Source organism: Synechococcus sp. PCC 7335, from assembly GCF_000155595.1.
Taxonomy (GTDB): Bacteria; Cyanobacteriota; Cyanobacteriia; order Phormidesmidales; family Phormidesmidaceae; genus Phormidesmis.
In genome coordinates, this window is the sequence record NZ_DS989904.1 from 4434869 (window position 1) to 4455927 (window position 21059).

Here is a 21059-nt window from a genome sequence, read left to right on the forward strand (position 1 = left end):
TTTCCTTCTACAGCTAGTCATTCAGATTGTTTTCCAGTGCTTGGTTAAGCTCTCTCGTAGAGCTGGAATATAGAGTTGCAGTCAATCACACGCTCGCTTGTGCTACAAATTCGCCAATCTTGCCAATAGCGTCAGCTAACACATCAGGCGATTGAACCAGAGCAAAGCGAACATAGCCTTCTCCTGACTTACCAAATCCTCTTCCAGGAGAAAGCGCAACTCCCGTCGCAGCAACTAGTGATGCACAAAAATCAATAGACTGCGTAGACCAGTTATTCGGCAAACCCTCAGGCAGTTTGGCCCAAATATACATCGTGGCATTAGGCATAGGCACAGACCACCCAATCGAGCGAAGTGCCTCAACTGCGGTATCACGACGGTTAGCAAAAGTATTGACCATCTGGCTCACGCAATCTTGGGGACCCGTCAAGGCCGTGATTGCCCCCCGTAGAATGCCCCGATACTGATTGAAATCCACCGTCGCCTTCACCTGCCGCAGCGCTTTGATTAGCTGCGCATTGCCAATCGCATACCCCACCCGAAAGCCACCCATGTTATAGGATTTCGACAGCGTAAAAAATTCGATCGACACCGACTTATCCGGATCTGCTTGCAGCACAGACGGCGCTGAGCCACCCTCAAAGCACAGATCGCCATAGGGAAAATCATGCACCAGCACAATATTATGCTGCTGACAAAAGGCAACGGCTTCTTCAAAAAATAACAGGGGTGCGATCGCCGTCGTCGGATTGTGCGGATAGCTCAACACCATCATTCGCGACTTCGCCAGCACATCGCTAGGGATATCTGAAAAGAGCGGTAAGAAATCATTCTTAGCAAGGATAGGCATCGGATAGATGGTGCCGCCCGCTAGATAGACGCCGCCCGCATGTGAGGGGTAGCCCGGATCGAGCAGCAGCGCCACATCGCCTGGATTCAGCACCGCCAAAGGCAGATGAGCCGTCCCCTCCTGAGAGCCAATCAGCGGCAGTACCTCTGTTTCTTGATTCACTGAGATACCGTACTTCTGCTCATACCACTGCGCCGCCGCAATACGAAAATCCCGAGTGCTATTGAACAGCGCGTAGCCATGAGTCTTTGGATCGTCTAGAGCAGTGGCGATCGCGCTCAATATATGAGGGGGCGTTGGCAGATCAGAAGACCCCAAAGAAAGATCGATGATCTGTTTTCCGCTAGCGATCACCCTAGCCTTCGCGCTGTCCATATCGGCGAAAACATTGGTCTGTAGCGGCGCAAGACGATCGGCAATCTGCATAAGAGAAGCAAGTTAGCAGGCAAGTTAAAAGTATGAACGATCAACACAGAAAAAGTAAGCCTGCCCCATTCCTAGCCGCCCATACTTCCCATTCACACTTTACGCTTTCAATTTAGAGACTATCTAGCTCAGATTTCAGCGCCTCTAACTCCGCATCGACCGCCGAATCACTAGGTGTAGCTTTGACCTCATCAGCTGCTGGCAAGGCCTCTTGAGCCGGAGAAGAACCCCCTAACATCTGATTTTTCATCGCTTCGAGCTCATAGTCCACATCACTGCCTGCCTCCAAGCTAGCAAACTGACTTTCTAGATCTGCCCCGGCTAACTCAGCTGCTGCCTGACCACTGGCCTCCATTTGCAGCACCTTCTCTTCCATCCGCTCAAAGGCGCCCATCGCACTGCTGGTGCTAAGTGTGCCGACACTCTTTTGCAGCTGCTCATTCGCTTTAGCGGCACTTGCTCTAGCCTTGAGCATATCCTTCTTAGTCTTCGCTTCAGAGATCTTGCTCTCCAAAGCAATCAGCTGACGCTTAAGCGTACCTACAGAAACAGACTGTTGATCGAGCTGAGTCTTAAGTGCCGCAGCGGTTTCGGCCTGAGCCTTCTTACGAGACAGTGCTTGACGGGCCAGATCCTCATTTCCCTTTTGCAGCGCTAGCTGGGCACGCTGTTGCCAAGTATTTGCCTCGGACTGGGCCTTATTTGCCTGCTGCTCTACTCGCTTTTGAGAGGCAATCGCACGAGCGACCGCCTGACGCATCTGCACTAGGTCCTCCTGCATATCCATAATCGCCTGATCCAGAATCTTTTCAGGATCTTCTGCCGAACTCACGGCCGCATTAAGGTTAGAGCGCACGACCCGGCTGACGCGATCAAACAGTCCCATCTTGTTCTTTTCCTTCGACTAGCTACTCAAAAGATACCGCAGGAAAATACCTCTTTCCTGTCTTTTTTATCTTACGTTGCCAAGTAGGGAGTTGGGAACGTGGCCAATAGGAAGAATGTTGGGGCGCAGTGCCATCAAAGAGACACCCGCTTTATAAGCGGCGATCGCACCGACTGCTTCTAAATGAGTATCAACCGCGATCGCTCGTATCCCTAGATCTTCAGCCCTAACCGACATTGTCGTCTTATTCTCACCCACGACAATCACCTGAGCCGCGCTCTGAGCTAGACTCATCACCGCGCTACCCCCCAAAGCAGTCGCTGGCACAATCACTGTATCTACCTCCGTTGAGCAGATATCACCGGTCGTATTGGCTTGACTACCCACCACCTCTGTCAAAAACTGGGGCGCACGGCTAAGACCTACCAGCACACAAGATAAGAAGGTATAGCCAATTTCTTCAGCCGCAGAGCGCGGTGAAATTTGAGGGCCTAAAGGCAAAGGAGATAGCGCAGGCGCGTGAGCGCAGGGCAGCTTAAAAGTACGCACCACCAGGTGACTAATCACCGCCTCAGCGCCCGCTAGCGGATCGACTCCCTGCCCTTTCCGGTAGGCCTTTAGCACGTCTGAACCATCATCATCTGGAAAGCGAGCAACGACGGCGATCGCTCGCACTTTCGCTTCTGTAATCAAGCGTTCTACTGCTCGCAGCAAACTACCCGGGTTCGTTAACGTTCCCCAAGACGCTCCGGATTCAGTCGTCTTGAGCGTGACCCCTAGCGGCCGGTCGGTCACGATATGCGATCGCACATCAAGTCCTAATGTCGCTCGGGTGGCATCCGCTGCCTGTAGGTGACGTGATCGCAGCTCATCTTCGACTCCTTTATCAATGACTAGCCCAATCGGATTTTGGTAGACAGGTCTTAGCCGCCAGCGCCCTGCCGCGAATTGGTCTAGACCATAGCCCTCAACATAGTAGGCATTGTCCATCGGCCAGTATAGCTGCGCCCCATTCAACACATTAGGGTGAGTAATCAATCGGTCTGTAACACTAGCAACCGTTCGGGCAATCGGTAACGCATCGCCCGCATAGCCCCCCATAGCCGCACCGATCCCGGTTGGAATGATCAGAACCGTCGTGTGTGGCCTCTTCAAGGTCATTTCTCTTTAGAAAACTGTCAGAAGGAAACTGTCAGAGCAAGGTTGTCAAAGCGTCGTTACCACAGCTTCTACTTGAGCAGTGCAGCCAGCGGAGTCAACAGCAGTAATCGCCCAGCGTAACGGATCACCATGGGCAGCGAGCTGAGTTTCGACATGCGATCGCAAAGCATCAGATCGCATCAGATCCGAACCCAGTCGCCCTTTGCGCAACTCATCTGCCGATACTTGCAAATCAACTGTCAAGCAAATCAACTTTGTTTTCAAACCCGACCTACTCCTTCCGTTTCGTCCAGTAGCTGAGCAGAGCCAAACCAGTGATTGAACAAATTAAAGGCCCAGCGGAATCGAAATTATCCTTGCTGTCCAAACTGCCTTGCATAAACCTCGTCTTCCTTCTCCGTTTCCAGTTTCAAATCCGACGTTGGAAGAGCCACGCACAGTAACGCATATCCATCCGCCTGAAGCTCTGGGCTCACACCCATCCCATCTTCCTGATTCACCGTGCCCTCGGTCACCAGTGCCGCGCAGGTCGTGCATACCCCCGCGCTACAGGAAAAAGGCAAATCCAAACCCGCTGCTTGAAGCGTATCCAAAAGCGGCTTGTCACTCGGAACTTCAACCGTATGAGTCGTTCCCCGATGCAATACCTCAGCTGTAAACGTATTTCCCATTGTTGTAAATCGAATATAAATTAGACATCTATTAAGTCTATATACCTACGAGTCTATAGACTTACGCTGGACTTACTCTATTGATATCAACAAAACGGAAGCACCTCTCTCAATAGATGCCCCCACAAGAACAACTGGGCTAAGCATAACCGAACGGTTGGATAGCTAAGTAACGCTAAATAGGTAGCGCTATTGAGCTATGTTGAGCTATGTGGCTTGAGCTGGAAAAGCCCGGTCAAACTCCTCTAGCAGATCGTCGATTTCTTCTAGAGCTTGATTGACATCAATACGCAGAGTACCAATCCCAGGCTGCTCTAACAACTTTAGTAACGACTGACGTTTAGTCCGAATCAGTTCAATCCGGGTTTGAAGAGCAGAAAATTCCATATCCGAGTGATTCTCCAGCTTAAGTTACATTTCTTTATGAGATAATCACCTAACAGGATAAGCAAATTTGGGCGCAAACGCACCTGCACTATCGGTAGAACCCTTTCAGGTAGCAAAACCCTCTTAGGCAGTAAAACCCTTTCAGGTTGAGCGCGTCGGTGCCAAAATCCATCCTCCCAGCTTGAACCACCAAACTAATCTAGAACCCCTGTTTAAACAAACCTCATGCGCAAGATTCCTCTCGGCACTGTTCTCCTAGTCGTTGGCGCAGTCCTCACTCTCGTCGGCTTTGTCGCCTACGCTCAAGAAAATGCCACCCTTAATCTTGTTGGATTCTTCTATGGCGTTCCTATCTTGCTAGGGGGCCTAGCGCTTCGTGCCGCTGAACTAGAGCCCGTACCCTATACTCAGCCTACTAGCGAAGCGGTTATTGCTTTGCGTAATGAACAGGCTACCCAGACCCAAAATCAAGTCCGCAAGGACGTCACTCGCTACCGTTATGGACAAGAAGCTCACCTAGACGAAACGCTAGAGCGATTAGGACTTAGCCCTAACGACACGCAGCGCCCTGTGCTATCAGGACTACATGAAGAGCAAAGAGAGGGTGCATACACATTGGTTTTAGAATTTGACTCCCCTTTCGTTTCCATCGAAAAATGGCAGGAAAAGCAGCCAAAAATTGAAAACTTCTTTGGTCCTGGAATCACAGCAGAGATCACTCAGCAGCAGAAAGAAAAGGTAGCCTTAGCGATGAAAGCAGTCGTCGCCTAAGTAAACGGGCCACAAAAACTCAGTTGTGTAGATGTCTTGCTCGTGTCATTGCCCCATCAGCTAACTTCAGTCAACTGAGTAGAACTTCAGTCAACTGAGTAGAAGGTATAGATATCAACCTTCTCGTATTAACCTTCTCGTAGAGTAGTTATTTTTCTAGTCTTACCACGTACCACTGCACCGACTCACCTGGTGCGGTCTCAAACTCGCAATGAGTCTCTATCAAATACTTTGCCTGCGCTTCGATAGAGGCTATTTTCGTGAGTTCACGGGGCAATTCACCTTCGTAAGTCGCTAAGACTTCCTTAAGCTTTGCTAACAGTTCAGCAGGCGTTAAGAACGTTTCAGTTGCATCAGGTGTGAGGAAAACAAACATCTCCTCGCTGTATAGCAGCGCATCTGCCATAATCTGTGTCCCTCGAAAGCTAGGTGCAGAACTGCTATAAGTCTAGATCCAAAATGATATCGATTTCTTGAGCAATGAACTGCTAGGGAGAATCTCGGTGTTAAAATTTTGATCAATACACCGCAATCCCGCCCGGATTACCGATGATTAATTTGACCAGAATACTGCGATAATTTCATTCCCTACAGTTTCGTTCACAATGAAGTTATCGCAGTTATCCACACGGTGAAGTCATCTGTGGCCATCTGTGGCTAATCAGATCATCTGTAAAACGACCTGCTTCAATCACCTCCTCCAAATCACCCATGGTCTACACGCCCACTAAACCCGCCGAGAAAAAAGTTTCTAAGCTCGAAGGCATTAAAGAGCGCAGCCAGTTTCTGCGGGAACCCGTGGCGACCGAGCTGAAAGAAGACACTACCCACTTTACCGAAGCTGGCATCCAAATCCTAAAGTTTCATGGCTCTTACCAGCAGTACAATCGCGACGAAGTTGTACGTGGCGAGGAAAAGCCCTATTCCATGATGCTTCGCCTTCGCAACCCTGGCGGCTACATTCCCCCCGAGCTATACCTCACACTCGACGATATCTCTGACAAATACGGTAACCACACCTTACGCGCTACCACCCGGCAAGCCTTTCAACTTCACGGCATCCTGAAGAAAAATCTCAAAGCGACACTTGCCGATATCATTCGCAGTATGGGCTCTACACTAGGCGCTTGCGGCGATCTTAGCCGCAATGTCATGGCTCCACCTGCTCCCTACAAAAATAAGCCCGAGTATATCCTTGCCCGCAAGTACGCGACCAATATTGCCGACTTGCTCACTCCCCAAACGCCTGCCTATTACGAGATCTGGCTAGATGGTGAAAAAGCAGTGACTACTGAGGAAGATCCCGAAGTTGTCGCCGCTAGGCTGAGCGAGACTGGACAGGTAGAAGGCTCGCCTCATCCAGTTGAGCCTATCTACGGTGTGCAGTACATGCCGCGTAAATTCAAGTGCGCAGTGACAGTTCCCGGAGATAACTCTGTTGACGCCTATACCCAAGACGTTACGCTTGTGGTCATCACTGATAGTAACGGGGAGCTAGAAGGCTTCAACGTGATAGCCGGTGGCGGCATGGGTCGCACTCACAACAAGGAAGAAACCTTTGCGCGCACAGGCGATCATATTGGCTATGTAGACAAAGATGATGTGTATGATCTAGTCAAGGCAATTGTCTTTACCCAAAGAGACTACGGTGAGCGCTACAACCGCCGCGTATCTCGGATGAAGTATTTGATCCACAGATGGGGCCTACCTAAATTTATTCAAGAAGTCGAAAAGAGATTCGGTAAGAAGATTGATGGCTTTCGTTCATTACCTGAATGGAAGTACGAAGACTATCTAGGCTGGCACGAGCAGGGGGATGGCAAGCTATTTGTCGGTGTACATGTTCGCAACGGACGTGTTCATAACCAAGGCAAACTACGCAACAAGCTAGCGCTTAGAGAAATTGTTGAGAAATTCAACCTTTCAATGAGAGTCACCCCTAGCCAAAACGTCGTTTTCTGTGATGTTAACCCAGAAGATAAGGTGGCGATTCAAGCGATTCTAGACAAGAACGGTATCACCGTTCATAGCAAAGTGGACTCGCTAGAGCGCTATGGAATGGCTTGTCCAGCGTTGCCAACCTGTGGCCTAGCGGTGACTGAATCTGAAAGAATTATGCCTAGCATGCTAGGTCGTATTCGCAAACTGCTAAATAAAGTAGGACTTAAGAACGAGACATTTGTGACTCGAATGACCGGCTGTCCGAATGGATGCGCACGTCCATACATGGCAGAGCTTGGTTTCGTCGGTCAAGCGCCAAACAGCTACCAGCTATGGCTAGGAGGAAGTCCTAATCAGACTCGGCTAGCTCGTCCTTATATGGACAGAATGCATGAAGCCAACCTAGAAAAAGAGCTAGAACCTTTGTTCGCCTGCTTCAAGCAAAACAGGAATGAAGGTGAGAGCTTTGGTGATTTTTGTGATCGCTACACCTTTGAAGCCCTTCGCACCTTTGCTGAAACCTACGAACCGATTAAGGCAGTCGGCTCTGGACGTCGCCGCAACCGAGTAGGCGTCTCTGACGAACTATTTGCCAAGCTAAAGGCAAAGGCAAAGGCGAATGGAACGAGTATGGCAGACGTGCTAGAAGCAGCGATTGGAGATAGGTTGGATTAGGCTGATGTCTCCAGCAGAAGATCTGTTCAAGCGATACAACAGAAGTTCGAGATAGGTCCATCCAATAGAAGTTCAAGGAAAGTAAGAATAGCTGTCTTTTATCTCTATCAAAAGGCAGCTATCGAACTGAATAACTGAAGACGATAACTGAAGACTAAAAAATTGAAGATTGAATATTTGAAGTAGAACAAAATAAACAGACCAAAGCAAAGATAAAATTTGTCCGTTGGATGAAACAAACGACTAAGCGAAATGAACTCATCCAAGCTGGCCGCGAAATCATCGTCCGCCAAGGATTTAATGCGGCAGGGCTCAGTAGCATTCTGACGACAGCAGACGTTCCCAAAGGTTCCTTCTATTACTATTTTAAGAATAAAGAAGAGTTTGGCCTTGCCATTATCGAAGACTTTGCTGCTGAATACCAATTGAAGCTACAGAAAACCGTCAACAATCACCAACTCTCTCCGCTTCAGCGTCTAAACAGCTACTTTGCGGCAGGGCAAGCAGAGATGGAGGCTTGCAAATGCGTAAACGGTTGTCTGATTGGCAACTTGGCACAGGAGCTAGCAGCTCAAAGCAACGTGTTTCGCGATCGCCTCGACCAAATTTTTTCAGAGTGGGAAGCGCAGATTGCCCAATGTCTAGAAGCAGGCCAAAATGCAGGAGAGATTTCTACTGATATTAATCCTACCAAGTTAGCTCAGGTCATCCTAGCTGGGTGGCAAGGAGCCATCTTAAGATCAAAGGTAGCTCAATCAACAGCACCGATGCAGATATTTGTAGAAACACTATTCCATCATATTCTAGGTAAATCTACCGCTAGTTAGAATTTTGATGGAGCCAAATTCCATAGGATGTGTTTATGTAGACGACCGGTCTACTATTAATTTATTACTAATGTGGTAGACGTATTAGTGTGGTAGACAAAAAAAGCGAGTACAAAAACTAAAAACTTTTTCTATGACGAACATCACACTCTACGGGACGCCTATCAGCACCTACGTACGTACAGCTCAACTGGTGCTATCAGCAGCAGAGGTCGATTACGATATCAAGGATGTTGGTATCTTCAATGGTGACAATCTGACAGATAGCTATCTGAAGAAACATCCTTTTGGCAAAATTCCCACACTTGAGATCGAAGGAGAAACGCTCTACGAAGCCAACGCGATTACTTACTTTGTAAATGAGAAGTTTGCCCAGGGAAAGTTTGCACCGGATGACTTGTGGTTGCAATCGCGCATGTATCAGATTATCAGCATCATCAACAACTATCTGTACGCGCCAGCTGTGAGCGTATTAACTATTGAGAATTTGGTCAAGCCAAGCCAAGGAAAAGAGATAGATCAAGCAGCGGTTGAAGGCGCGATCGCTCCTTCGAAAACGGCCCTAGAGGCAATTGAAACCCTGGTTACTGGCGATCCATGCCTTTTGAGTAGCGAGTTGACTATCGCTGACTTCTATCTAATTCCAATCTTCTTCTACGTTTCCAAAACGCCACAATTCGACCAGATTATGACAAACACACCAAAGCTAAAAGACTGGTGGGAAGCGGTGCGATCGCTTGACCTTGTCCAAGAAATCTGCGGCTAGAATCAACGAATGGCGAGAGCCCATAGCTAAAATCAGCATCAAAGAAAACTCGCTGATTTTAATCACTGTCTAATTCTCCTTTCACATTTCCAAGACATCATAGACTTGTTTTTTATCTGAGATCATCAGACAGATCCGACAACAAAGAGCACTATAAGCCCCGTTCATCTACACGCTTTCTTATGACTTCTTCAACCAATTCTCCCAATCTTCTTAGTTCCTATCAAATGGGAGATCTTTCTCTCAAAAATCGTGTGGTTATGCCACCAATGACTCGGGGTCGCGCTGGAGAAGAGAGAATTCCTAACGCGCTGATGGCCGAATACTATTCCCAAAGATCTAACGCTGGCCTGATCATCTCTGAAGGTACTGCACCCTCTAAACAGGGCAATGGCTGGGTCCATGCGCCTGGCATCTACAACGAAGCTCAAGTAGAAGGCTGGCAGCAAGTAACTGAAGCTGTCCGGGCCAAAGGAACCCCATTCTTTTTACAGCTATGGCACACTGGTAGAGCCTCTCACAGCAGCTTTCAAGAAAATAACCAGCTCCCCGTTGCTCCGTCCGCTCTTAGAATAGAAGGGTCTGAATCTCATACGCCGACAGGCAAGCAGCCTTACGAAGTGCCTAGAGCCTTAGAAACAGAAGAGATTCCTGGCGTAGTCGAAGACTATCGTAAGGCCGCCGAAAATGCAAAAAAAGCGGGCTTTGATGGCGTGGAGGTTCATGCTGCCAATGGCTACTTAATTGCTGAATTTTTGCAGTCTAAGACCAACAAACGCACAGATAGATACGGCGGCAGCCTAGAAAATCGGTATCGATTTCTCAGGGAGATTGTCGAAGCGGTCATAACTGTATGGCCTGCCAATCGCATCGGGGTCAGACTTTCGCCCAACGGCTCTTTCAACGATATGGGTTCGCCAGATTATAAGGAGACCTATCTCTATGTCGCCCAGCAGCTAAATTCATACGGATTAGCGTATCTACACATCATGGATGGGCTAGCGTTTGGCTTTCATGAACTAGGTGAACCCATGACACTCGCTGAGTTCAGAGAAGTCTTCGATAACACAATCATTGGCAACTGCGGGTACGACCGAGAACAGGCAGAGCAGGCAATCGCATCTGGAGATGCCGACCTAATTGCCTTTGGTCGTCCATACATCAGCACGCCCGACCTAGTCTCTCGCTTTGCAAACAACCAAGAGCTAAACCCAGACGCCCCTATGGAAACCTGGTATAGCCCTGGCCCTAAAGGCTACACAGATTATCCTACCTACACAGACTCTGAAGCTGCTAAGACTGCAGCTACCGCTTCAGCATAACTTCAGCACAGGCAGATTACTCTGGCAGATTACTATAGAGTACCTAGAGGGCGTTCTTTAATGGCGTCTTTTAGGTACTCTATATCGTTTTTATATAAGAAATCTGTGAAGTTTAAAAGTACGCCCAACCGCTGCATTCACCATGAAGGTGAAGAGATCTGGATTAGCCGTAGCGTCACCGTGTTGCCTGTTCTGTTCTTCGTTAGCAAAGGCATTCGATATGTTCCGTTAGGTAAGCGAGGGGAAGATTTACCAGATGGGGTAGGTCAGTGGGGGCTACCTGGTGGCTATCTAGACTACGACGAAACGGCGACGCAAGCTGTATACCGAGAAGTGTGGGAAGAACTCGGCTTAGATATTCCGCAGCTGCTAGAGGACTTTCGCTTTGAAGGAGATCTTACCCACCCTTACGAGGTGTACAGTACGCCATTGCGTCGACAGAACGTTACTCTAAAATATCCAATTATGTTCTATGTAGATGAGGCCGAATTGCCAAGGCTAGCACCTCAAGTATCCCAAGGCGAAGTAGTAGAAGCCCGTTGGTTTGAGCTGAAAGCAGCGCTAAAGATGCCGCTAGCCTTCAATCACCACGAGGTCATGGAAGAGTGTTTAAATCGCTACTATGCAATCGATATGCGAAAGTACTGACGTTCCTAAAGTTATCTCTTTAGCTACAGTCAGTCAGACTACCTTTTTAATACGATTTAGGGAAATACCTTGATAGCAGTCACGATTGGTAGTCTACCGATGCTCGACATTCCCTATATTGATAAAAAGAGCGCAATGACCAGGCTAGGGCAGATGATCTACTACATGCCTGCACTACCTGACTATCCCTCTAACCGTTCCCTTAGCGAGAGGGAAACCCTGCTCTTCCTGCATGGTTTTGGTGGGGGTTCTTCTGCTTATGAGTGGTCAAAGGTATTTCCGGCCTTCGCTAGTGACTACCGCGTAATCGCCCCCGATCTAATCGGCTGGGGAGCCTCCGCGCATCTAGAGCGCAACTATACTATTGAAGACTATCTCAACAGTCTCAGCGACTTTGTCAAAGCGACCTGCGATGAACCGGTTACGGTGGTTGCCTCAGCCCTAACGGCGGCCTTTGTGATCAGAATAGCGATCGCCCAACCCGATCTTTTCAAATCTCTTATCTTGATGACGCCCGCCGGACTCTCCGACTTCGGTAATGACTACACCCGTAGTCCGTTCGCACAAATCATCAGCACCCATGTGCTCGACAAGCTTTTGTACTCGGGTGCGATCGCTACCCCCTTCGGCATCCGCAGCTTTCTAGAAAACCGACAGTTCGCTGATCCAAAGCGCATTTCAGACGACATCGTCGAAGCCTATCTACAATCTGCTAAGCAGCCCAAGGCGGAATACACAGCCCTTTCCTTCGTCCGAGGTGACTTGTGCTTTGATCTAGCCGACTACATCGCTCAGCTTACAACTCCAACCGCCCTACTATGGGGCGAAACCGCCTCCTTTACCGGCCCAGAGCTTGGCCGCAAACTTGCCCAGAAAAACCCCACAGCTATCAAGCTATTCGAAGTCATTGAATCCACTGGGTTAACCCCACAACTAGAGCTACCCGCCGTCACTATCGGCATGATTCAAACTTGCCTAAAAGCATTAACACATGAAGAGCCAGTCAACTAATCGTCAGCGTCGAGCATAGTAAACGTGATCGCCTCCGGGTCAACCGGGGCAGCTATAGTCGCACTATATGTCCTACCAGAACAAAATGTCCTACCAGAACAAACTAGGGGGGTGAAACTAGATATTACCTAGCTATTCAAGTTTTCGGATAGCTTCTTACTAAGATCTGTAGAAAGTGAAATTGTTGAATCTTCCCTAACCTTTCTAACAACACTTTGCGCAGAACTAGCATCTCGATTCAGTTTTGCTGATGCTTCAGTTGTCTGGGCGTCTGTACTTGTCCCATCAACTGCATTGGTATCATCAGGAGCCAAAGCGTCTGTATCGCGAGAGGTCTCTGAAGCGGCTACGCCAGGGGTTACAACCGCTTCAGACACATCCTCTGGCCTTGGGGTAGACATTGCACTATTCTCTATAATTCTATGGATTATCCCAAAATCCTAATGTCTTATGACGATTTCGTAACGATTGAACCTCTCCTCGGATGGAAGACGGAGTACTGGGATGGCTATGCGCGGCTTACTCCTCGCATGATGGGCGTCGAGACTCGTTTAGATTTTGAATCAGTCTCTACATCAAAAGACACCAGCCATACAGGACTTACGTTCATCACGCCAACTCCAAACTATACTCAGCAGATAATAGACGGCTATATCGCATCATTCATTAACTCTGTCGAATTTTGCGGCTGGCCGATCGACAGTATCTTTGAAGAAGCCCATCGCGACATTTCTCTGTACTTTGAAGGCAAAAGAGGAAAGCCGCTTTCTGCTAGTGCGATTGCACTACACCCTGACACCCAACAAGTTCTTGCACTCTCTCTAATCACAGAGAAGCAACAAAGTGCTTGTTTGGAACTCCTTTACGTGTGCCCTCCTCATCAAAGACAGGGAATCGGGACTGATCTCATAAATTACAGCGTTCGTGCTCTTTGTCAGCAAAGCTACTCACGGCTCACTACCCGATACCATATCTGCAACCATCACAGTCGCCAGTTTTATCACAAGCTTGGATTCCAGGATGTGTTTGATCGCTACTATCTAACCATCTACACCGCCTACCTCAGAAACAAAATCCATAGGAGAGAAAGTCTGGGAATGCTTGATGAAATAGAAGAAATAAAACAAGAACAGAAACAGCTGCAGAACAAACTTAACGTGCTAGAAGAGGAATTCGCACGGAGTATTCGAGAAGCTATCCACTAGCTAGGAAGTCTAAGGCATTTTAAGAGAATACTTTCATCAGCCACCAGGCGATCGCTCCGTCGTTTTCGGTCTGCGATCGCCTCAAGGCCTCATCCACCAAACTCGTCTTCAATCCCGGCAAAACAACAGATTGCCAAATCCGACCGCTTCTACCATCGCCATCTATAGCGAAAGCAATCAGCTCCTTAGCATCGACATCTACAACCCAGTATTCTTCTATCCCTATCTGTTCATACATCAGCCGCTTACGCCCCAAGTCATCTTCGAGAGAACTCGCACCTACCTCGACGACTAGGTTTGGCAAACCACATAGTTTCTGTACTTATAGGTGAATCGTTCTGCGGTGAACGTCAAGTTTATGCACTATCATCAACCACTCCGCCTATGCTATTTGCTGAGAAATGTACTCGCGTCAAGCACGGTTAATTTCGATTTAATAGCCCTCGTCTTCAGAATAACGAGCCTTTACCCATTCAATCAGGTCTGCACCCCTCCAGTCTCGTTTCAGTCGAGGCTGGCTCTATCTCCACGCCACCAATCCCAAACGGTAAGCTAAACGTAACCTTTTTCAGCACAACGGGAGTACAATTTGGCATATTCCCAAGCAAATTTAGTCAACTTGCTCTGATTATAAAGTGATTGCGCATTCCTTTAGAGCACACTCCCTGACAAGCCCATACCTGCCTTCAAATCAACCAAACCCGGAAGCCTCCGAGCATAATTACTTTGGAGCACCATATCTACAATCTGCTCGTTGATCGCTTCGGGACTAAATATAGGTGGCTGAGGCATAGCAAGAATTAACTACAAGGCCTATCCTAACTTCTCATACAAAACGCGATCACACTGCCAAGCTCAACACTCGTAAACCTATAAAATCGAAGAACTGATCAATCCACTCCCACTTCCACACCACTAAACAACTATCAAACCTGTGATTCCCCGAAAGCAACTCGACATTAGGTGGACAGACATACTGTTCGGCCTGAAACAGTGCGTATGGCCTTTCCCTAATAAAAACATTGAGGAGAAATTTGGAGAAATTTGGACTAGTAGCAAGACTTCCAATCAGAAAGAATCTCTTATCTGCTTATCAGTACGCAGCGGCTTTGACGCACTTTTGACAACACTGAACTTCCAACCGGGCGATGAAATCCTCGTATCAGCAATCACCATTCACGGGGTGATTCGCATCATTGAAGCGCATAACCTGGTTCCGGTTCCCATCGATATAGATCCTACGCGGCTCGCCGTATGTCCTGATTCCATGGCTGTTGCTGTGAGCGATCGCACCAAAGCCATCGTCATCGCTCATCTATTTGGTAGCCGCATGCCCATGGAGCCAATCCTACAATTTGCCAAAAACCACAATCTTTTTGTCATAGAAGACTGCGCCCAAGCCTACACTGGCAACGAATACTGCGGTCATCCACAAAGCGATGTCAGTCTGTTTAGCTTTGGCCCCATCAAAACAAACACAGCCCTAGCAGCTGGAGTTCTGCATTTCCGGGAGCGTTCACTTTGGCGCGCTGTACGCTTGCATCAAGAACAATGGCCAAGGCAAAGTCAATGGCAGTTCTGCAAACGAATTGGTAAGTATACATTGCTAAAAGCGTTATCTTACCAAGCTGCCTACACTCTTTTCGTAGGACTGTGTTCTCTCCAAAAATGAACCACGACAAAATCATCAGCAGCAGCGTTCGCAGTTTCTTAGACGATAACTTTTTTAATCGGATTCGACAGCAACCGTCTACTGCCCTAACTGCCGTTCTAGAGCGCCGACTCAAACAGTTTGATTCCAAAAGAATTACCCAGCGGATCAAACTAGCAGAAGTAATTTTGTCACTCACACCAAGACTAAAGATACCCGGAAGCCTAGCTGTTAAGCATACCTACTGGGTATTTCCAATTCTGTGCGAACATCCAGGAAAACTAATGCACCATTTGTGGCATCGTGGCTTTGATGCCACCAAGGGCGGTTCTAGTCTATACGTTGTAGAGGCTCCAAAGAACCGACCCGAGACCGTTCCCACCCAAGCCAAACAAATGTTTCAACAACTTCTCTACCTTCCCTTCTATGTTGGACTGACTCTATCAGAAGTTGAACAGTTGGCGATCACACTAGACGAATACATAGATGCCTAACAAAAACGGCTTCTCCGCTATCTTAACGTCTTAGATCGTACAATGCGTGAATATCATTCATACAGCGCTGAGTAACCGTCTTCAACTCAACTTTGCTAGTACCTACAGGCGGTGGGACTATCTTACCAATCCGCACCGTCACCGGATATGATCTTGGCAGCCAGCAGCCCTTCGGCAAAACCTTATCAGTTCCCCACAAACTCACAGGCAGCAAAGGCACCTGTGCCTTCGCCGCGATCAGCGCCGCCCCCAGCTTAGGCGAGACTATCCGAGCATCGTGTGATCGGCCTCCTTGCAAATAGATTCCGATCGCCCAGTCCTCTTGTAACTGTCTCACTGCCGAGCGAATCGCACTACGATCGGCCGTCCCTCGTTTCACTGAATATGCACCATAGGCTCGAATCGCCAAGCCCAAAATTGGCACCTGAAATAACGAACTATCAGCCATAAACGATACCGGTCTCCGTAGGCAACAAGCCAAGACAGGAGAATCAAAATGGCTTGCATGATTAGCAACAACAATCAATGGACCCTGCATTGGTACCCGCTCAGCCCCATATACACGCCCACGCAGATAGGTATATAGCACCGGACTGACTACAGACCACTTGAGCAAACAGTATAGAAAAGTGCGCGTCATTCAAAAAATCAGGACTAACCAACTCAAGATATCATGCGGCTTCTCTCCAAAGTCGTTTAACCGCTTCGTACAAAGTTGAAAACAGAAAAACAAATCAAGGCCCAATCATACATTCAGGAAAAAAACAGTAAAAAACAAAGCCTCCCAGCATTGCTGAGAGGCTTCCTTCTATTTACCTAGAGTTGCAATTTACACCGCTAGCCGAATCGACTAGACGTTGACGCAATCAGGAAGGCTGCATAGGTCAGCACATACCCCACCGTAAAGTGAGCTAGGCCAATCAAACGTCCTTGAACAATTGACATTGCAACCGGCTTGTCCTTCCAGCGAACCAGGTTAGCCAATGGCGTGCGCTCATGAGCCCAAACAATGGTCTCGATCAGCTCTTGCCAATAACCACGCCAGGAGATGAGGAACATGAATCCAGTCGCCCAGACCAGGTGTCCGAATAGGAACATCCAAGCCCAAACCGCCAAGTTGTTCATCCCATAGGGGTTGTAACCGTTGATCAGCTGAGAAGAGTTTAGCCAGAGATAGTCACGTAGCCAGCCCATGAGATAGTTCGAACTCTCATTAAACTGAGCGACGTTCCCGCTCCAGATAGCCAAATGCTTCCAGTGCCAGTAGAAGGTTACCCAACCAATGGTATTGAGCATCCAGAACATCGCTAGGTAGAACGAATCCCAACCAGAGATATCGCAAGTACCACCACGACCAGGACCATCACAAGGGAAGCTATAGCCGAAGTCTTTCTTGTCGGGCATCAGCTTTGAGCCACGGCCATCTAACGCACCTTTGACCAAGATCAAAGTAGTGGTATGAAGACCGAGCGCGATCGCATGGTGAACCAAGAAGTCACCAGGCCCAATTGCCAAGAACAAAGAGTTACTACCGCTGTTAATCGCATCCAACCAGCCAGGCAACCAGACGTTACCGCCATTGGGCCAAGCCGTAGTCGCAATGCTATCAGGGTTAGAAAGCAGCGTATCAAAGCCATAGAGCGCTTTACCAGAAGCAGCCTGCACCCATTGTGCAAACACAGGCTCAACTAGGATTTGCTTCTCAGGTGTACCAAACGCAACCACTACGTCGTTATGGACATAGAGACCAAGCGTATGGAAACCCAGGAAGAGAGAAACCCAGCTCAGGTGAGAGATGATGGCTTCTTTGTGATCTAGAACCCGCGCTAGCACGTTATTTTCGTTCGCTGCAGGATCGTAGTCTCTAATCAAGAAAATCGCACCGTGAGCAAACGCTCCCATCATGATGAAGCCAGCGATGTACTGGTGATGGGTATATAGCGCTGCTTGAGTGGTGAAGTCCTGCGCTATGAACGCGTAGGGCGGCAGTGCATACATGTGCTGAGCAACTAGAGACGTGATTACGCCCAAGGAAGCTAGCGCCAAAGCAAGCTGGAAGTGCAGCGAGTTGTTTAGCGTGTCGTAAAGACCCTTATGACCCGCACCTAAAGCGCCACCTAGCGGCGTGCCCTCTGGAGGACGGTGCGTATTCAAGATCTCTCTGATGCTGTGACCAATACCGAAGTTCGTCCGGTACATGTGGCCAGCCACGATAAAGAGGACTGCGATCGCTAGGTGGTGATGCGCCATATCCGTCAGCCACAGAGACTGTGTCTGAGGATGGAAACCACCCAAGAAAGTCAAGATCGCATCGCCCGCACCCTGAGAAGTACCAAACACATGTTCGGCCGTATCAGGATTTTGAGCGTAAGCGCCCCAATTGCCAGTAAAAAATGGTTGCAAGCCAGCGGGGTGAGGCTTCATGGTCAGGAAGTTATCCCAACCAACGTGCACACCACGGGACTCAGGAATCGCTACGTGAACCAAGTGACCAGTCCAAGCCAAGGAGCTGACACCGAACAAACCAGCCAAGTGGTGGTTGAGGCGAGACTCAGCATTCTTGAACCAAGAAAGGCTAGGACGGAACTTAGGCTGAAGGTGTAGCCAACCTGCAAACAGCATCACTGCTGCGAAGATCAACAAACCGACTGCGCCAGCATAAAGATCGCCATTCGTGCGCATACCAATGGTGTACCACCAGTGATACACACCTGAGTAAGCAATATTCACCGGGCTAGTAGAACCAGCCTGAGAGAACGCATCAACCGCAGGTTGACCAAAGTGAGGATCCCAAATCGCATGCGCGATTGGTTTTACATTTAGTGGATCTTGAGTCCACTGTGGGAAGTTGCCTTGCCAAGCGACATGGAACAGGTTGCCAGAAGTCCAGAGGAAAATGATCGCCAGGTGACCGAAGTGAGAAGCGAAGATCTTTTGGTAAAGATTCTCCTCTGTCATCCCGTCATGGGTTTCAAAGTCATGGGCTGTGGCAATTCCGTACCAGATCCGACGAGTAGTCGGATCTTGTGCGAGAGCTTGGCTAAATTTTGGAAATTTAGTTGCCATATGTTTTATGTTTCCTCCGCGCTCCTTAACCTACCGATAACATTCGAGCCAAGAAGAACGCCCACGTCGTGGCGATCCCTCCTAGGAGATAGTGAGCAACGCCCACTGCTCGGCCTTGAGTAATGCTTAGTGCGCGAGGCTGAATAGCCGGAGCTACTTTCAGCTTGTTATGAGCCCAAACAATAGACTCAATCAGCTCCTGCCAGTAGCCGCGACCGCTGAACAAGAACATTAGGCTGAATGCCCAAACGAAGTGGGCACCCAAGAACATCAAACCATAAGCCGACAGCGCCGAACCGTAGGTGTTGATGACCTGAGACGCTTGCGCCCACAGGAAGTCGCGCAGCCAACCGTTAATGGTGGTTGCACTTGCAGCAAAGTTGCCGCCAGTAATGTGAGAGACAGTGCCGTTATCAGACACAGTGCCCCAAACATCGGATTGCATCTTCCAACTAAAGTGGAAAATCACAATCGAGATCGAGTTATACATCCAGAACAAGCCTAGGAACACATGGTCCCAAGCAGAGACTTGGCAAGTGCCACCACGACCAGGACCGTCGCAAGGGAAGCGGAAGCCTAGCTCACTCTTATCAGGGATAAGACGCGAGTTGCGAGCGTACAGCACACCCTTAAGCAGGATGAGCACAGTCACGTGGATTGTGAATGCATGGATATGGTGAACCATGAAGTCTGCGGTGCCAAGCGTAATTGGCATCATCGCAACTTTACCGCCAACCGCTACAACGTCGCCGCCGAATGCATAGCTCACAGGCGCTAGCGCATTAGGTGCCGTACCAGAGATAGAGGGCGCTGCAGTGTGCAGGCTCTGAATCCACTGAGCAAAGACGGGCTGTAGTTGAATCGCCGTATCCGAGAACATGTCCTGCGGGCGACCCAAAGCTTGCATGGTGTCGTTATGAATGTATAGACCAAAGCTGTGGAAGCCAAGGAAAATACAGACCCAGTTGAGATGGGAGATAATGGCATCACGAACGCGCAGAACGCGATCAAGCACGTTGTTGACATGCTTGGCCGGATCATAATCACGAATGAGTGCGATCGCACCGTGCGCACCTGCACCTACCACCAAAAAGCCACCAATCCACATGTGGTGAGTAAACAGCGAAAGCTGCGTACCGTAATCGGTTGCAAGGTAAGGGTAAGGAGGCATCGCATACATATGCTGGGCCACAATAATAGTGACCGAGCCACCTAGGGCCAAGTTAATCGCTAGCTGAGCATGCCAGGACTGAGTTAGAAACTCATACATTCCCACATGACCTTCGCCACCAAAAAGAAGCGGATCGCCCTTATGACCATCCAAAATCTGCTTGATGCTATGACCAATGCCCCAGTTAGTACGGTACATATGACCAGCCACTAGGAACATCACAGCAATTGCCAAGTGATGGTGAGCGGTATCAGATAGCCATAGTCCGCCCGTTACCGGGTTCAGTCCACCTTTGAAGGTAAGGAAGTCTGAGTAAGCTGCCCAATTGAGGGTAAAGAAAGGCTTCAAACCTTGAGCGAAGCTAGGATAGAGCTCAGTCATGAGTGCCTTGTCAAGGATGAACTCATGAGGTAGCGGAATATCCTGAGGTGCAACGCCAGCATCCAATAGCTTGTTAATCGGCAAAGATACGTGGATTTGGTGACCAGCCCAACCTAAAGAGCCAAGCCCGAACAAACCAGCTAGGTGGTGATTCAGCATCGACTCCACGTTTTGGAACCACTCCAGCTTAGGAGCAGCCTTGTGATAGTGGAACCAGCCAGCAAACAGCATCAAGCCAGCCATCACCAATCCACCAATCGCTGTGCAATACAGCTGGTATGAGTTCGTGATACCGGAAGCACGCCACATCTGGAACAAGCCAGAGGTGATTTGAATACCGTGGAAGCCACCGCCAACGTCGGCGTTGAGAATTTCTTGCCCAAACACAGGCCAAACGACCTGAGCACTAGGCTTGATGCCAACTGGATTAGACATCCAGGCTTCGAAGTTGGAAAAGCGAGCGCCATGGAAGTACATGCCACTCAGCCAGATGAACACGACAGCCAGATGGCCGAAGTGAGCGCTAAAGATTTTGCGAGATATATCTTCTAGGTCACTGGTGTGACTGTCGAAGTCGTGAGCGTCAGCGTGAAGGTTCCAAATCCAAGTGGTAGTTTTGGGTCCCCTAGCCAAAGTCCGATCAAAATGACCTGGCTTGGCCCACCTCTCAAAAGAAGTGGGGGTGGGGTTTTTATCAACCACAACCTTGGCTTTGGTGGCCTCCCGCTCGCGCGGGGTAGTTGTCATGG

General features: G+C 48.9%; 23 protein-coding genes. 10 read left to right on the forward strand and 13 right to left on the reverse strand.

Going from position 1 to position 21059, the window contains the following annotated elements; genetic code table 11:
• Window positions 1-85: 85 nt before the first annotated feature.
• The 6 genes from S7335_RS18540 to S7335_RS18565 all read right to left on the reverse strand — a co-directional run bounded on the left by S7335_RS18540 (window position 86) and on the right by S7335_RS18565 (window position 4381).
• Complete coding sequence (locus S7335_RS18540; protein WP_006456771.1) at window positions 86-1276, reverse strand: LL-diaminopimelate aminotransferase; 1191 nt, start codon at window positions 1274-1276, stop codon at window positions 86-88.
• 112 nt (window positions 1277-1388) lie between these two features.
• Window positions 1389-2162: a PspA/IM30 family protein gene (locus tag S7335_RS18545; RefSeq protein WP_006457376.1), complete on the reverse strand. Its 774-nt coding sequence runs from the start codon at window positions 2160-2162 to the stop codon at window positions 1389-1391.
• A 66-nt stretch (window positions 2163-2228) separates the two neighbouring features.
• Window positions 2229-3323: a DUF3326 domain-containing protein gene (locus S7335_RS18550; RefSeq protein WP_038016502.1), complete on the reverse strand. Its 1095-nt coding sequence runs from the start codon at window positions 3321-3323 to the stop codon at window positions 2229-2231.
• Between the two features lie 45 nt (window positions 3324-3368).
• A complete protein-coding gene (locus S7335_RS18555; protein WP_006457276.1) occupies window positions 3369-3587 on the reverse strand; it encodes a hypothetical protein in 219 nt (72 codons plus the stop codon).
• An 86-nt stretch (window positions 3588-3673) separates the two neighbouring features.
• Complete coding sequence (locus S7335_RS18560) at window positions 3674-3994, reverse strand: 2Fe-2S iron-sulfur cluster-binding protein (protein ID WP_038016504.1); 321 nt, start codon at window positions 3992-3994, stop codon at window positions 3674-3676.
• Between the two features lie 207 nt (window positions 3995-4201).
• Window positions 4202-4381, reverse strand: a complete 180-nt coding sequence (locus S7335_RS18565; RefSeq protein ID WP_006453954.1) for a hypothetical protein — start codon at window positions 4379-4381, stop codon at window positions 4202-4204.
• Window positions 4382-4606: 225 nt separating this feature from the next.
• Between S7335_RS18565 and S7335_RS18570 the strand changes: the two genes are divergently transcribed.
• Window positions 4607-5152, forward strand: a complete 546-nt coding sequence (locus tag S7335_RS18570; RefSeq protein WP_006456461.1) for a DUF2854 domain-containing protein — start codon at window positions 4607-4609, stop codon at window positions 5150-5152.
• A gap of 148 nt (window positions 5153-5300) precedes the next feature.
• On the opposite strand, the gene S7335_RS18575 is transcribed toward S7335_RS18570, so the two are convergent.
• The gene (locus S7335_RS18575) at window positions 5301-5558 is read right to left on the reverse strand and encodes a chlororespiratory reduction protein 7 (protein ID WP_006455271.1); all 258 of its coding nucleotides are present in this window, start codon (window positions 5556-5558) and stop codon (window positions 5301-5303) included.
• A gap of 305 nt (window positions 5559-5863) precedes the next feature.
• Between S7335_RS18575 and sir the strand changes: the two genes are divergently transcribed.
• The 6 genes from sir to S7335_RS18605 all read left to right on the forward strand — a co-directional run bounded on the left by sir (window position 5864) and on the right by S7335_RS18605 (window position 12342).
• Entirely contained in the window at window positions 5864-7768 is a 1905-nt protein-coding gene (sir, locus tag S7335_RS18580; RefSeq protein WP_006457382.1) for a sulfite reductase, ferredoxin dependent, read from the forward strand.
• Window positions 7769-7998: 230 nt separating this feature from the next.
• The gene (locus S7335_RS18585; RefSeq protein ID WP_006454543.1) at window positions 7999-8595 is read left to right on the forward strand and encodes a TetR/AcrR family transcriptional regulator; all 597 of its coding nucleotides are present in this window, start codon (window positions 7999-8001) and stop codon (window positions 8593-8595) included.
• A gap of 133 nt (window positions 8596-8728) precedes the next feature.
• Window positions 8729-9361, forward strand: coding sequence for a glutathione S-transferase family protein (locus S7335_RS18590; RefSeq protein WP_006455221.1), 633 nt, complete (start codon window positions 8729-8731; stop codon window positions 9359-9361).
• A gap of 182 nt (window positions 9362-9543) precedes the next feature.
• On the forward strand, window positions 9544-10683 hold the full coding sequence (locus S7335_RS18595; protein WP_038016506.1) for an alkene reductase: 1140 nt from the start codon (window positions 9544-9546) through the stop codon (window positions 10681-10683).
• A gap of 105 nt (window positions 10684-10788) precedes the next feature.
• Window positions 10789-11331 carry an NUDIX domain-containing protein gene (locus S7335_RS18600; RefSeq protein WP_006456735.1) on the forward strand — a complete coding sequence of 181 codons (543 nt, stop codon included), beginning with the start codon at window positions 10789-10791 and terminating at the stop codon, window positions 11329-11331.
• A gap of 69 nt (window positions 11332-11400) precedes the next feature.
• Window positions 11401-12342, forward strand: a complete 942-nt coding sequence (locus S7335_RS18605; RefSeq protein ID WP_227500034.1) for an alpha/beta fold hydrolase — start codon at window positions 11401-11403, stop codon at window positions 12340-12342.
• Window positions 12343-12470: 128 nt separating this feature from the next.
• On the opposite strand, the gene S7335_RS18610 is transcribed toward S7335_RS18605, so the two are convergent.
• Window positions 12471-12743, reverse strand: a complete 273-nt coding sequence (locus S7335_RS18610; RefSeq protein ID WP_006455816.1) for a hypothetical protein — start codon at window positions 12741-12743, stop codon at window positions 12471-12473.
• Between the two features lie 21 nt (window positions 12744-12764).
• On the opposite strand from S7335_RS18610, the gene S7335_RS18615 reads away from it, so the two are divergent.
• Complete coding sequence (locus tag S7335_RS18615; protein WP_006456783.1) at window positions 12765-13547, forward strand: GNAT family N-acetyltransferase; 783 nt, start codon at window positions 12765-12767, stop codon at window positions 13545-13547.
• A 19-nt stretch (window positions 13548-13566) separates the two neighbouring features.
• On the opposite strand, the gene S7335_RS18620 is transcribed toward S7335_RS18615, so the two are convergent.
• Both S7335_RS18620 and S7335_RS27950 read right to left on the reverse strand, forming a co-directional pair.
• On the reverse strand, window positions 13567-13851 hold the full coding sequence (locus tag S7335_RS18620) for a Uma2 family endonuclease (protein ID WP_006454155.1): 285 nt from the start codon (window positions 13849-13851) through the stop codon (window positions 13567-13569).
• A gap of 347 nt (window positions 13852-14198) precedes the next feature.
• Complete coding sequence (locus S7335_RS27950; protein ID WP_006456609.1) at window positions 14199-14339, reverse strand: hypothetical protein; 141 nt, start codon at window positions 14337-14339, stop codon at window positions 14199-14201.
• Between the two features lie 142 nt (window positions 14340-14481).
• Here S7335_RS27950 and S7335_RS26210 point away from each other — a divergent pair, with 142 nt between their 5' ends.
• The gene (locus tag S7335_RS26210) at window positions 14482-15219 is read left to right on the forward strand and encodes a DegT/DnrJ/EryC1/StrS family aminotransferase (protein ID WP_006454730.1); all 738 of its coding nucleotides are present in this window, start codon (window positions 14482-14484) and stop codon (window positions 15217-15219) included.
• The gene (locus S7335_RS18630) at window positions 15201-15692 is read left to right on the forward strand and encodes a hypothetical protein (protein ID WP_198011394.1); all 492 of its coding nucleotides are present in this window, start codon (window positions 15201-15203) and stop codon (window positions 15690-15692) included. Before S7335_RS26210 ends, S7335_RS18630 begins: the two co-directional genes overlap by 19 nt.
• A 22-nt stretch (window positions 15693-15714) precedes the next feature.
• Here S7335_RS18630 and S7335_RS18635 read toward each other — a convergent pair whose 3' ends face one another.
• The 3 genes from S7335_RS18635 to psaA all read right to left on the reverse strand — a co-directional run bounded on the left by S7335_RS18635 (window position 15715) and on the right by psaA (window position 21057).
• The gene (locus tag S7335_RS18635; protein ID WP_038016509.1) at window positions 15715-16332 is read right to left on the reverse strand and encodes a 1-acyl-sn-glycerol-3-phosphate acyltransferase; all 618 of its coding nucleotides are present in this window, start codon (window positions 16330-16332) and stop codon (window positions 15715-15717) included.
• 197 nt (window positions 16333-16529) lie between these two features.
• The gene (gene psaB / locus S7335_RS18640; RefSeq protein WP_006455359.1) at window positions 16530-18758 is read right to left on the reverse strand and encodes a photosystem I core protein PsaB; all 2229 of its coding nucleotides are present in this window, start codon (window positions 18756-18758) and stop codon (window positions 16530-16532) included.
• Between the two features lie 25 nt (window positions 18759-18783).
• Entirely contained in the window at window positions 18784-21057 is a 2274-nt protein-coding gene (gene psaA / locus S7335_RS18645) for a photosystem I core protein PsaA (RefSeq protein WP_006453725.1), read from the reverse strand.
• Window positions 21058-21059: the final 2 nt, after the last annotated feature.